The 12,588-nt window shown below is 46.4% G+C and carries 11 protein-coding genes and 1 riboswitch; of the genes, 7 read left to right on the forward strand and 4 right to left on the reverse strand.

Translation table 11 applies throughout. The features are described 5' to 3' along the window. Nucleotides 1-131 precede the first annotated feature (131 nt). The 5 genes from PQQ36_RS14680 to PQQ36_RS14700 all read left to right on the forward strand — a co-directional run bounded on the left by PQQ36_RS14680 (nucleotide 132) and on the right by PQQ36_RS14700 (nucleotide 6,187). Complete coding sequence (locus PQQ36_RS14680) at nucleotides 132-1,541, forward strand: TolC family protein (RefSeq protein ID WP_273661755.1); 1,410 nt, start codon at nucleotides 132-134, stop codon at nucleotides 1,539-1,541. Continuing rightward, a complete protein-coding gene (locus PQQ36_RS14685) occupies nucleotides 1,538-2,512 on the forward strand; it encodes an HlyD family secretion protein (RefSeq protein WP_045623741.1) in 975 nt (324 codons plus the stop codon). Before PQQ36_RS14680 ends, PQQ36_RS14685 begins: the two co-directional genes overlap by 4 nt. A 10-nt stretch (nucleotides 2,513-2,522) precedes the next feature. After that, nucleotides 2,523-3,689 (forward strand): ABC transporter permease, encoded by a 1,167-nt coding sequence (locus PQQ36_RS14690; RefSeq protein WP_263179704.1) that lies wholly within the window; start codon nucleotides 2,523-2,525, stop codon nucleotides 3,687-3,689. Further along, the gene (locus tag PQQ36_RS14695; protein WP_273661756.1) at nucleotides 3,676-4,821 is read left to right on the forward strand and encodes an ABC transporter permease; all 1,146 of its coding nucleotides are present in this window, start codon (nucleotides 3,676-3,678) and stop codon (nucleotides 4,819-4,821) included. Before PQQ36_RS14690 ends, PQQ36_RS14695 begins: the two co-directional genes overlap by 14 nt. Before the next feature lie 178 nt (nucleotides 4,822-4,999). Next, complete coding sequence (locus PQQ36_RS14700; RefSeq protein ID WP_263179701.1) at nucleotides 5,000-6,187, forward strand: helix-turn-helix transcriptional regulator; 1,188 nt, start codon at nucleotides 5,000-5,002, stop codon at nucleotides 6,185-6,187. A gap of 359 nt (nucleotides 6,188-6,546) precedes the next feature. On the opposite strand, the gene PQQ36_RS14705 is transcribed toward PQQ36_RS14700, so the two are convergent. Then, nucleotides 6,547-7,290, reverse strand: coding sequence for a chromosome segregation ATPase (locus PQQ36_RS14705; RefSeq protein WP_011150216.1), 744 nt, complete (start codon nucleotides 7,288-7,290; stop codon nucleotides 6,547-6,549). A 26-nt stretch (nucleotides 7,291-7,316) separates the two neighbouring features. After that, nucleotides 7,317-7,475 (reverse strand): hypothetical protein, encoded by a 159-nt coding sequence (locus tag PQQ36_RS14710; protein ID WP_011150215.1) that lies wholly within the window; start codon nucleotides 7,473-7,475, stop codon nucleotides 7,317-7,319. A gap of 329 nt (nucleotides 7,476-7,804) precedes the next feature. Next, a riboswitch (glycine riboswitch) is annotated at nucleotides 7,805-7,904 on the forward strand. A 137-nt stretch (nucleotides 7,905-8,041) separates the two neighbouring features. Here PQQ36_RS14710 and PQQ36_RS14715 point away from each other — a divergent pair. Next, a complete protein-coding gene (locus PQQ36_RS14715; protein WP_263179699.1) occupies nucleotides 8,042-9,418 on the forward strand; it encodes an alanine/glycine:cation symporter family protein in 1,377 nt (458 codons plus the stop codon). Nucleotides 9,419-9,517: 99 nt separating this feature from the next. Here the strand turns inward: PQQ36_RS14715 and PQQ36_RS14720 are convergent, their stop codons facing one another. Next, nucleotides 9,518-10,081 (reverse strand): hypothetical protein, encoded by a 564-nt coding sequence (locus PQQ36_RS14720; protein ID WP_011080537.1) that lies wholly within the window; start codon nucleotides 10,079-10,081, stop codon nucleotides 9,518-9,520. Continuing rightward, on the reverse strand, nucleotides 10,081-10,716 hold the full coding sequence (locus tag PQQ36_RS14725; RefSeq protein ID WP_011080538.1) for a LysE family translocator: 636 nt from the start codon (nucleotides 10,714-10,716) through the stop codon (nucleotides 10,081-10,083). The genes PQQ36_RS14720 and PQQ36_RS14725 overlap by 1 nt, the downstream gene beginning before the upstream one ends. 238 nt (nucleotides 10,717-10,954) lie before the next feature. Between PQQ36_RS14725 and PQQ36_RS14730 the strand changes: the two genes are divergently transcribed. Beyond that, on the forward strand, nucleotides 10,955-12,427 hold the full coding sequence (locus PQQ36_RS14730; RefSeq protein ID WP_181392218.1) for a carboxypeptidase M32: 1,473 nt from the start codon (nucleotides 10,955-10,957) through the stop codon (nucleotides 12,425-12,427). Nucleotides 12,428-12,588 lie beyond the last annotated feature (161 nt).

Here is a 12,588-nt window from a genome sequence, read left to right on the forward strand (position 1 = left end):
AATAGACACATTTGCTTACCAAGATGGCAACTGCTCATTTCGCAATCTTGGCGAAAAGATAAACCCACAGCTTAACAGTGGATCACAATTACTATATATTAGAGTCATTACTCTATTTTGCGATATCCATCATGAAACGACACAGTAAGCTATTGATGATTGGGCTGCTCTCGAGCTCCATATCGCTCGCCTGTCAGGCGGCACCCATTACCTTCCAGCAGGCATGGCAACTTTTGCAAGAAAACAACCACTCTCTTGCAGCGCAACGCGCCAATGTTGAAAGCCAGCAACATATGCAAAGCGCCACCAGCAGTTTAAATCTGCCTTCTATTAGTGTTGGTGCTAATTACACTCGACTAGACACCGATGTCACTGTATCTGGACAACAACTTCTCGACAGCACAGGCCAACATATTGCGGTTCCACCTGCCTTTCAACCCATTTTTGGGGCGTTGGCCAATACGACGTCTACTATCACCGAGCGAGATATCTTTACTTCTTCCATCCGTGCCATTTGGCCAATTTTCACTGGCGGTAGAATTTCTGCAGCACAAGCGGCTGCGGAAGGGAAAACCGATGAAGCCAGAAGCCAACTGGCGATGGAGACGCAAGCAAGATACGAGGACTTAAGCAAATACTATTTCTCGGTCGTGTTAGCCAAGGAAGTCTTACAAACACGCCAAGCGGTGGAACAAGGCTTAACACAGCATCGAGATTTCGCTATTAAGCTCGAAAAACAGGGCCAAATCGCCCATGTTGAACGCTTACAAGCAGAAGCGTCACTGGATAAAGCTAAGGTCGAAACACGAAAAGCCCAAAGTGACCTCGATATCGCACAATCAGCCTTGAGCAAAATCTTGGCACAAAATGACATGGTCGAACCCGCGGAAGGGCTCTTCATCAACCAACATCTTCCTCCACTCACCGCCTTTACTGAGCAGACACTCGCCACCTACCCAGGCTTGGATTTACTCAGTGCAAAAGAGAAACAAGCCAGCGCGCTGATCAAGGCTGAAAAAGGGAAATACTACCCTGAGGTCTATCTTTACGGTGATTACAGTCTTTACGAAGATGATTCGTTAGCCAGTGAGATGAAGCCGGATTGGCTGGTTGGTGTGGGCGTGAATATTCCACTATTGGAAAACACTGGCCGCAGCGACAAAGTGAAAGCTGCCAACAGTATGGTCTCTCAAGTTCAATCTCTCAAAGCACAAGCGAAAGAAGATCTTTCGGTACTGGTACAAAAAACCTATTTGGAAGCGCAGCAAGCCATCGACGAAGTCATTGGCCTTGAATCAAGCATTCGCCTCGCCAAAGAGAACCTGGATTTAAGAGAAAAAGCGTTCAACCAAGGCCTATCCACTTCTTTGGAAGTGGTTGATGCGCAGCTCTATTTCGCGAGCGTCGAAACCCAGCAATCTGCTGCACGATTTCGCTACCTACTCTCTTTGACCAAGTTATTGGCGCTCAGTAGCGAAATGAACAGCTTCAATCAATATCAATCTTCTGCTTACCAACCGACTCAAGAGGCGTCGCTATGAAATCATTTAAACCTGTTTTGCTGTCACTGTGTGCCGTCGGTGTCGTGAGCTGGGTCGGTTACAGCTTTTATCAAGCCTATCAACCAGAGCCAGTCCGCTTGCAAGGCATGATTGAAGCGCAGCAGTACAGTATTTCGTCTAAAGTACCAGGCCGTATCGACCAAGTCTTAGTACGGAAAGGGGAAAATATCACCAAAGGCCAACTGGTTTTTACCCTGCATAGCCCAGAAATCGAAGCCAAGCTCGAACAAGCGAAAGCCGGTGAAAAAGCGGCTGACGCCCTTGCTCAAGAAGCCGAAAAAGGGGCTCGTAGCCAACAGATTCAAGCAGCAAAAGACCAATGGCTAAAAGCCAAAGCCGCTGCAGACTTGATGGAGAAGACCTACCAACGCGTCAACAATCTGTATAACGATGGTGTTGTTGCAGAGCAAAAACGCGATGAAGCCATGACACAATGGCAAGCCGCCAAGTACACCGAAAGCGCAGCATTTCAAATGTACGAAATGGCAAAAGAAGGTGTCCGCGACGAAACCAAACTAGCAGCAGCTGAAAAAGCGCGCATGGCAGCAGGCGCTGTTGCGGAAGTCGAAGCGTACGCCAACGATACTCGCATCGAGAGTTGGTTTGATGGTGAAGTATCACAAGTGCTATTGCAAAGTGGCGAGCTTGCGCCTCAGGGCTTTCCTGTCGTCACGGTGATCGATACACAAGACGCTTGGGCGGTGCTGAATGTTCGAGAAGACCTACTGAAACATTTCCAAAAAGATCAAACCTTTTCAGCTTATCTACCCGCGCTAGATAAAAAGGTCGAGTTTAAGGTGAGCCACATCGCTGTGATGGGTGATTTCGCGACCTGGCGTGCAACCGATGCCTCCAAAGGCTTTGACCTGCGCACGTTTGAAGTCGAAGCGCGTCCAGTAACGCCGGTAAACGATCTGCGCATGGGCATGAGTTTAGTGGTTGAGCTGTAAAGGTTAGCCAATGAAACCACAACTCTCACAATTGCATGTGTTGAGACACGACAAATGGTTGTTGTCGTGTCTCACTTGGATCCCTATCCTGTTAGCGCTGTTGATTTGGGGCGTGTTCTCAGCGGGCATCGCTCGAGATTTGCCTATCGGCGTGGTGGATAACGCACACAGCACACTCTCGAGAAAGCTAACTCAAATGCTGGATGCGTCATCCACGATGAGTGTCGACTATCAGTTTAGCGATGTACGACAAGCCAAAAACGCCATGATCGAAGGAAAGGTTTATGCCTATGTCATCATTCCTGACCATTTCGATCGCGATATCTACCTGCAACGCGCACCACAAGTCTCGGTGTTTTATAACAGTCAATACATTTTGATTGGCCGTTTGATCAATTCTGCCGTAGTGCAAGCCCAAGGCTTCTTTAATGCAGGCCTTGAGACCATGAAATCCTTGAGTCATGGCAATAGCACGGTACAAGGCGCTTTGGGGAATGCTGTCACTATTTCCACGCAAATTTCCCCTTTATTTAACCAAAACACCAACTATGCACAGTTTTTGGTTTCTGCTGTCGTACCGGCGATTTGGCAAATCATGATCGTTGTCTGTTCCATTCTAATTCTCGCCGCCAATTTGCGTGTGTATGCGAGAAAACCGGAACATCTTGATCGATGGCTGGGTACTCAACCATTCAAAGTCATCAGCAAAACACTCGCGGCTTACCTGCCCATCTTCCTCTTGCATGGTTTTGCTTTCCTATTTTGGTTCTATTTCGTGCTTGATTGGCCATTCCAAGGCCAATTACTTCCGATCATGATCGCCCAGTTAGCCACCACCATCGCTTGTATGATCATGGGCGCATTCTTTTTCTTCATGACATTGGATGCGGCGCGAGCCATGAGTTTCGCCGGCGCGTTTACCGCCCCGAGCTTCGCGTTTATGGGCATTACTTTCCCAGTTTCAGACATGGGTTCATTGGCGCAATTTTGGCGTAGTTTGCTGCCGATCAGTCACTACATCGAAGTACAAGTCGCACAAGCCAGCTACGGTGCAAGCGCGTTAACGTCGCTTACTCATTTGCTACCTATGGTCGGTTACGTGCTACCCGCCTTTTTGGCTGTGGCGCTGGCAAAACGCCATCTAAAGAAAACGGAGGCGACAAATGTCCCTGTTTGAGTTGTTCAAAGCGGAGATAAAAGCCCTTTTCACCAACCCGGTGGTGACACTCACTGTCTTTGGTGGTGTGGTTTTCTATTCATTCCTATACCCGCTTCCGTACGCGAATCAAACCCCTCGGGAACAGACCATATCCGTCGTGAATCTCGACATGAGCGCCACGAGTCTCAAGCTGGAACGGATGGTCGATGCCACACCACAAGTGCATGTTGTCCGTCGCGACTACACGATTGAATCGGCAAAACAAGCGTTCCTAGAGGGAAAAATCAGCGGCATATTGGTAATTCCAGAGCATTTTTATCGTGATTTGTTGCTTGGAAAAAGCCCGACACTCTCCTATGCAGGCGACGCCTCTTACTTTTTGGTCTATGGCACGGTGGTTGAAGGTCTGGCCCAGACCGGAGGCACTTTAGCTGCACAAGTGAAAGTCTCCAAACTGGTCATGGATGGCGTACCTCTTTCGCTGGCGGCCAACCAATACAGTGCGGTAAAGCTAAATCTAAAACCGACCTTTAACCCAACCATGGGATACGTTGAGTATGTTGTGCCCGCTGTGTTTGTGCTGATCCTTCAGCAGACCTTAATCATGGCGGCGGGTTTGATGGTTGGCACGCAAAAACATGGTCACGGATATTGGACTAGCCAACCTCGTTGGAAGCTACTCGCTGTCAGAACTCTGGTATTGGTTGGTGTGTACTACCTTTTAAGCGCGTACTATTTTGGTGCCAGCTTTACCATGCATCAGGTCCACACTTTAGGCCACGCTACCCAGTTGTTGACGCTCTTGTTACCCTTCCTCATCGCGTCGTGTTTGGCTGGTTATTGGTTGGGCGAGCTACTGCCGCGAAGAGAGCTTGTCACCCTCGTGGTGCTGATTAGCTCAATGCCACTGATCTTCTTAGCAGGTTTCATTTGGCCTGTAGAGATGATACCAACACCGCTGCTATGGCTGGCACAACTGAGCCCAAGCACCAACGCGATCAAAGGATTCTTAGCCCTCAATCAAATGGGCGCGAGTTGGCAACAAATCGCCAACTATTGGAGCACCTTGTGGTTAGTGGCCGCATTTTGGTTGGTACTTTGTCTCTTCCAAACCGTTCAACAACGACGCGCAGATAGAAGACTGGCTTAACGGTCTAATACCCTATTATTGATATGCAAGAAGGCTCATTAATTTGAGCCTTTATCAATTATGAGACAGGTAAAGATCGAGTGACTTAACACTTCTCACAGTAAAAACTTCGATCCATTGAGAATATCTATAAGTTATAAACCACACATAATGATAAGTAGAAGAGCGACCATTTTTTATGGAAAAGGATATCCATTCATCGATTAGTCGTTTTAGCCAACTTATTGATTCTCTCTACCAAGCTCCTGTTCATCCTCGTGGATTCGAACCGTTTCTAGAGCAAATGGTGGGCGAATTTCGTTTGGCCGACGCAGTCTTTCATATTCAGTCAAACTACCGTGGAGAGCTGGTTTCAGGCTGGATAGCCGGCCCACAAATTGATGCCGTCATTGAATACATAGAGCAAGACCTCGCGCGCGGCAACATCATTAACGACTTCATCGCCGCAAACCCGATCGGGCGATTTTATTCCTTAGATAAACATATCGGTAGACAACACGACTTAACCCCGCAAGAGCAGAAAGTCGAAGACTGGTTTGACCGCCACGGTTTTTGCGATGTTGCTACCGCTTTGATTGGCCATGCAGATGGCAACATTGCCTTCCTCAGTGTGCATCGAAATAAAAGTGAGTCACCACTGGATGAAACCGAACTTTATCTATTGGAAAAGCTGGTTCCTCACATTCAACGTGCCTTTACGCTTTATCAGCAGTTCAAAACCTCACAGCAATACACTAATAATCTTACCCAAATCATCAGCCAGTTGCCTCACGCAGCGCTGCTTTATGACAGCAAAGGCGCTTACGTTGCCGCTAATCACAAAGCGAAAGATCTCATCGCGTTGCAGGAAAACGTTAAGTTGTTACCTAGTGAGCTCAGCTTCCGTGACGCCAGATTACGCCATGAGTTTCTGCTCAATATTCAAGAAACACTGCATCTTGTCAGAGTCAAAAACCAGGATGCGTGTAAGGTGATGCATCTGTCTTCACAACGTGGTGGGCTAACGCTACTGTTTGTCGCAATCGGCTTGGAAGCGCAAACTATTCCACAAGGCTATCCTCTCGCCGCGGAATCCAATCAGCTTATGGAAGAAGGCATTGGCTGCATCATTTATCTCTACGATAGAGAAAAAAGTGCGACACTCAACCCGACTCTCCTCAAGCCGATTTTCAATTTTACCGATGCGGAAACCGAAGTTTGCCAATTGTTGACGTTAGGCTACAGCCGAGATGAAATTGCTCAACTCAGTCACCGCTCTCCTCACACCATCAAAGATCACATCAAATCTATCTACAGTAAAACCGGCACAGGCAAACAATCTGATCTGATTGCCACCATTCTGACCAGTCCAGCACATACCCCCTAAATGGGGGATGTTTCATATTGACAAAATGAATTAATGTAAGTGCAAATATTCACTGATTTTTTAGCGTAGATGGCTGGAAATTGAGCAAGGATGGCTCATTTGAAGAACTCACATTTCGCTCTGGATATTGGGTTCTACTCTAAGTGGCTCCGGCACAGAGCCACTGAATTTTTTTCTTGCCATGAAATAGATGTGAATGACGAATTTCCGCACCTTCGTATTGCTGCCTTACTCCATCATCAGTGTGACATGGAAGACAAGTAGCCAAGCATAAAAATAACACCGTCATTGGCTAGCGGAATAAACAAGGCCCAGCGTTACGCTGGGCCTTGTTGTTTCTGTTGGTATCAAAAAGAAAATTACTGCAATCCTAAATCTTGCGTAATGGTTCGAATTTGTTTCAAATCCATTTTGTACACTTCGATAAGCTGATCGATCTGGCTTAAACGGGACGACGCTTCATCTTGTTTGTCACACGCATCTGACTTAGCATCCCAAGATTTCCCAGCCAAATAGACTTCACATTCACTCTTCAGCTTGTCAAAAGCGGGCACCAAAGCCTCGCGCTCTTTTTCTAACTTCTCAAGATCTTGGCTAATCTCCATCTCACGACGAAACAGCTCGCGAGATCGCTCAAACATATTCGCCTGCATATCCGCTTGGCGGTTGAGTTTTTCATTCTCAACTTGGGTAGAATCAATGCGAGACTGTTGTGTTTTCAATTGCCCTTCCAGAGCGATGTTAAGCTTTTCCATCTCCGTCAGTTGATTCTGCAACTTTTCGATTTCTGCCTGATGCTCTTTCTGACGAATTGCAAGTTCACTCTCCAACTTCGCATCCAGTTCTTTATCTAGCTCGGCTTCACGCGTTTGCAAATTCGCCACCAGCGTACTTCGATCGTCAACGGTTGACTTATATTGCTGTTCTAGCGTCTGGTAATTTGCTTCCCATTTCTTGGCAGTAAAATGTGAGCCGAGTAATCCACCAAAGGCCATGCCTAAAATGGCTGCAACCGCTATATAGACAACCGTTTTGTTATCACGCTCTTCAATCACGACCACATCATCTTGATCGTCATGATGATTATTTGACGATGTCACCACATTTCACTCCAATATGAATTACTAAGCTACTTAATCAGCTCGCTCGCAACCAGAACAATCGTATAGACGGCAAATATCCCTAGCAACGTCACAACAATCCCTTTCTGAATTTTTTCGTTGGTGCGATATCTCAGCAAAAAGTAAGCCAATACAATGAGAACCACAATTGCTATCAGTCTTATCATTCTTCATCCTTACCGAACAAAACCAATCTATTAGCCTTTGCATTGTACTCTATTTCTCGCAGTGAACACGTCAACTTCCGGTAGTTTTTTCTCGATTCGCGTAATAATTACTCAAACGATATTTTTGTTGATGACATCACAAAAGTTATTGGTTAGGATTCGCCTACAGATTGCCTGAATAGTTCAGGCAATTGTTCCGATGAAGGCTACAGGAGAGTGGTAATTAACCATATTTTAACATTTGGTTAGTCATACCCGCCGAAGAAGTAAATCTTTCAGGTGCAATATTCTTATTGGTTATATCAAGAGAATATGCGAGGACTGCAGTTGGAGGAACCTCTGGAGAGAACCGTTAAATCGGTCGCCGAAGGAGCAAGTCCTGCCCATGTGCAGGGTGAAACTCTCAGGCAAAAGGACAGAGGAGTGGAAAGTTATACCCCAACATGCACCTTTTCTTTTGTGGCTTGAGCTTTCGGCCGCAAAGTTTTGCTTTGTTGGCCCATTTTAGATCCTCGATCTTTACCTTTCCCTCTTCTCCTTATTAGTTGTTTTATTAAGGGGAAATCATGAACAACCTTCAATCTTTACTACAAACTATCGATAGCTTTGTCTGGGGACCACCTTTGCTGATTCTTCTGGTCGGCACCGGAGTCTATTTCACATTTAGCCTAGGCTTAATTCAGTTTAAGCACCTACCGACTGCACTTGCGATGGTGTTTAGTAAAGACAAATCCACACAACAGCAAGGTGATGTTTCTAGCTTTGCCGCGTTGTGTACCGCCCTTTCTGCCACCATTGGTACAGGTAATATTGTTGGCGTGGCCACCGCGATTAAATTGGGTGGACCTGGTGCTCTTTTTTGGATGTGGCTCGCCGCTTTGTTTGGTATGGCGACCAAATACGCGGAGTGCTTGCTGGCGGTTAAATATCGCAAAGTAGACGATAAAGGCCAAATGGTTGGTGGCCCGATGTACTACCTTCAATACGGTGTCGGCTCTAAAGCATTAGCAATCATGTTTGCTATTTTTGCGCTAGGCGTTGCTTGTTTTGGTATCGGTACTTTCCCACAAGTTAACGCGATTTTAGACGCAAGTGAGATTTCACTGGGCGTATCTCGAGAGATTTCTGCGTCGGTACTGACTCTGCTTGTCGCATTTGTCACATTAGGCGGCATTAAATCTATCGCAAGCGTCGCTGGCAAAGTGGTTCCAGCCATGGCTCTCTTTTATGTGTTGGCGTGTTTGAGTGTCATCATCATGAACACCGATCAATTGCTCAACGCGATTGAGTTAGTCTTGGTTTCGGCATTTACCTCCACGGCGGCCACGGGTGGCTTCTTGGGCGCGAGTATCATGTTGGCCATTCAATCGGGCATTGCTCGTGGTGTATTCTCAAACGAATCTGGTTTAGGAAGTGCGCCGATGGCAGCAGCCGCAGCCAAAACTGACTCTTGTGTGAAACAAGGTTTAATCTCAATGACAGGCACCTTCTTCGATACTATCGTTATTTGTACGATGACCGGTCTTGCTCTTATTTTGACGGGTGCTTGGCAAAGTGACTTTGCTGGTGCCGCGATGACAACACATGCCTTTGCTGTGGGTTTACAAGCAGATACCTTGGGACCAATGTTGGTGTCAATTGGCCTGATGTTCTTTGCATTTACCACCATTTTGGGCTGGAACTATTACGGTGAGCGTTGCGTCGTATTTCTACTTGGTACCAGAGCAATCCTGCCTTACAAGATCATCTTTCTCGCATTGGTGGCTTCAGGCGCGTTTATGCAATTGGATATGATTTGGATCTTGGCCGATATCGTCAATGGTCTTATGGCAATTCCTAACCTTATTGGTTTGATCGCGTTGCGCCATGTGGTGATTGAAGAAACGAAGCTGTTCTTCAATCCCTCTTCTCAGTCAGACGACTTTGACGCCGTTAAAGCCTAATCGTTAAGTTCTAACACAAAAAAGCCCGCTGTCACTTCGTGATCGCGGGCGTTTTTATTGCTGTTGTGGATAGATGCTCTCAAGCACAATCTTGTCTGTTTAATCTCTTAGCCACTGCTCCACCTCAACGCCCTGCTTTTTGAAAAACGTCGGATGTTGCTGTTTAAATTGATCCGCTTTGATTTCGTTAATGGGCCATTGTGCAAAGCTTTCGATAATGAAGTCATCTTCAAAGCCAAATTCCAAGGACTTCAACTTGTTCCCAACATGGCGAAAGAGATAACCGTCACCACTAGCCTCACACTTCAACGGGACGTGCGTCATAGGCGCACCATTTACCGAAACCGAGGCCCACTCACTAGAAGTCGCGTTACACTTAGCCGCTTTAAACACGTCAATTTCGAACTTGTTGTCCAACGTGGTTGAAACAAAAACCGCAATGTCATCTTCCAAATAGACTCGCCTCAATAGCAATTGTTTGGTGTCTTGAGTCCGAGTCTGTTGAATGCCATTCGAGAATGGCAGGAAATACGCCCAATGCCACTGCCAGTCCATACCTTTCGACGCAAAATTTAACTGAGGCACAGTTTTCAAAGCGACAAAGGCAGCAAAGCCACTTAGAAAGATCACCGATACCAAAGAAACACTGGTGAGTAAACGCATCAGACTGGCTTTTCAACCAAAAGTTTAATACCAAGAGCCACCAAAACGGCCCCTGTTGCGCCTTCCATCCATTTCATGAACTGCGCATTTTTCAAAAGATTTTTCGCTGAGTTCAACGCACCAGCCAACCCACATTGCCACACCATCGCTATGACGAAATGAATTCCCGCCATCGTCATTGATTGTAAGAGAGGTGAACCCTCTGGATTAACAAACTGTGGCAAAAACGCCAAATAGAAGACCGCCGTTTTAGGATTGAGCACATTCGACAAAAAACCTTCTCGCAACGAGCGTTTTGCGTCGTAACTTTGCTGTGCCATCTGCGCGACGCTTAACCCTGCACCACTTGTCATCAAAGACTTCAAGCTACTAAAGCCCAGCCAAATAAGGTAAGCCGCCCCGATCATTTTTACAAATTGAAACAGCTCCGCTGACTGCGCCAAAATGGCTGAAATCCCAATGGCAGAAAACAGCGCGTGCACAAACAAACCGCAGCAAATGCCTAAACTCGTCATGCAGCCATCTTGCAAGCCAGCACGAGTCGTATTGCGAATGACCAATGCCGTATCTAGCCCCGGAGTTAACGTTAAGATGGTAATGGCGATTAAAAAGGCTTCAAAATTTAAAATGTCCATATATTGTCTGAATTATGTTGGAAGTGTGAAGATCAATACTCTTTATTGATTCGTTACGCAAGCAAATCAAGGAACACGGCGTTGCCAGAGTGTTGTATAAATGAGATGAATTATGGAAAATGCACTTTTCGCTTTAAGTTATAAGCTTTAAAGCGTTACAGGAACCCTAATCACTCAGCGAAAACGCGCACAACGTAATTAGGGAGATATGGAAAGAATAACGATAAAGAGACGTCACATGAGCGCATTTCAACAACTCCTAGACCACTCCCAGAAGGTCTCTCACTTTGAACATTTAAGTGCCATTGTAGGATGGGACCAAGCCGCAGTCATGCCATCCGGAGGCGCTGAAGCGCGCTCAAACGCAATGGCAGAGCTGTCAGTACACATCCACTCTCTAATGACCCAACCACAGCTTGGTGATCTTTTTGCTAAGGCAGAAGAAGAAAATCTCTCTGTCGAACAAAGCGCGGTATTGCGTGAAATGAAACGAGACTGGCAACAAGCAAACCTGCTGCCAGAATCCTTAGTGCAAGCGCAATCTCTAGCGGGTTCTAAGTGTGAGCACGCGTGGCGCACTCAGCGTGGCAACAACGATTGGCAAGGTTTTGAAAAAAACTGGGCGGAAGTGGTGACATTGTCACGTGAAGAGGCACAAATTCGTGCTGAAGCAAAAGGCGTATCGGCTTATGATGCAATGCTGGATATCTACGAACCTGGCACCACCACAGCGTCACTTGACCAATTATTCAGTGATGTAAAAACGTGGTTGCCATCGATGATTGATCAAGCCATCGAAAAGCAAATATCCGGTCAGATCCAATTGCCAAATGGCCACTACCCTGCAGAAAAACAGAAAGCACTTGGCCTCGATGTAATGAAATTGCTTCAGTTTGATTTCGAACACGGGCGTCTCGATGAGAGCGTTCATCCTTTCTGTGGCGGCGTGCCTAGTGACGTGCGTATCACCACTCGATACGACGAAAAAGAGTTTGTGCAATCACTGATGGGCATTGTGCATGAAACGGGTCACGCTCGGTATGAGCAAGGTTTGCCCAAAGCGTTCGCTGGAACATCCGCAGGCCAAGCACGCTCGATGGGCATTCATGAGTCACAATCACTGTTTTTTGAAATGCAATTGGGCCGTAGCCCTGCATTTGTTGAGCATTTAGCACAACTCGCCACCAACTACTTCCAAGGTGACGAGTTCAAAACCGACAACCTTGCTAAAATCTATACTCGCGTAGAAAAAGGCTATATTCGTGTCGATGCCGACGAGCTGACGTACCCAGCGCACGTGATTTTACGTTATGAAATCGAACGAGATTTGATGAATGGCGTGATTAAGCACACCGACGTGCCAGAACTTTGGAACGAGAAAATGAAGTCCTATCTCGGCCTATCAACCGAAGGCAACTACAAAAATGGTTGTATGCAGGATATCCATTGGACCGATGGCTCATTTGGCTATTTCCCTTCATACACATTAGGGGCGATGTATGCGGCTCAGTTCATGGCAGCGATGAAGCAAAGCGTTGATGTAGACAGCGTTGTTCGTTCTGGCGATTTGACACCCATCTTCACGTGGCTATCAGACCATATTTGGAGCAAAGGCAGCTTGTTGACCACGGACGAACTTGTTAAGCAGGCAACCGGAGAAACACTCAATGCGAAGTTTTTCCAAGCACACTTACAAGCTCGTTATCTGTAGCTGATCCCCTTCAAAGAGCAGCCATCGCTGCTCTTTGTTCTATGCACAAACAAAACCTATTATTTTCATTACGTTGCCATCCTTCTGTTAATCATTTTACCAATAATCTTCTTACTCTAATTCTTTTACCTTCGTTACAAAAATGTGAACAAATTACTTTA

Origin of the sequence: Vibrio sp. CCUG 15886, from assembly GCF_028570825.1 — a bacterium.
GTDB classification, from domain to species: Bacteria; Pseudomonadota; Gammaproteobacteria; order Enterobacterales; family Vibrionaceae; genus Vibrio; species Vibrio vulnificus_B.

Bases quoted from the DNA above. Each gene is read 5' to 3' on its own strand.
- PQQ36_RS14710 (WP_011150215.1), bottom strand. From the start codon at position 7,475: ATGATAAGACTGATAGCAATTGTGGTTCTCATTGTATTGGCTTACTTT.
- PQQ36_RS14685 (WP_045623741.1), top strand. From the start codon at position 1,538: ATGAAATCATTTAAACCTGTTTTGCTGTCACTGTGTGCCGTCGGTGTC.
- PQQ36_RS14730 (WP_181392218.1), top strand. From the start codon at position 10,955: ATGAGCGCATTTCAACAACTCCTAGACCACTCCCAGAAGGTCTCTCAC.
- PQQ36_RS14715 (WP_263179699.1), top strand. From the start codon at position 8,042: ATGAACAACCTTCAATCTTTACTACAAACTATCGATAGCTTTGTCTGG.
- PQQ36_RS14695 (WP_273661756.1), top strand. From the start codon at position 3,676: ATGTCCCTGTTTGAGTTGTTCAAAGCGGAGATAAAAGCCCTTTTCACC.
- PQQ36_RS14700 (WP_263179701.1), top strand. From the start codon at position 5,000: ATGGAAAAGGATATCCATTCATCGATTAGTCGTTTTAGCCAACTTATT.
- PQQ36_RS14680 (WP_273661755.1), top strand. From the start codon at position 132: ATGAAACGACACAGTAAGCTATTGATGATTGGGCTGCTCTCGAGCTCC.
- PQQ36_RS14690 (WP_263179704.1), top strand. From the start codon at position 2,523: ATGAAACCACAACTCTCACAATTGCATGTGTTGAGACACGACAAATGG.
- PQQ36_RS14720 (WP_011080537.1), bottom strand. From the start codon at position 10,081: ATGCGTTTACTCACCAGTGTTTCTTTGGTATCGGTGATCTTTCTAAGT.
- PQQ36_RS14725 (WP_011080538.1), bottom strand. From the start codon at position 10,716: ATGGACATTTTAAATTTTGAAGCCTTTTTAATCGCCATTACCATCTTA.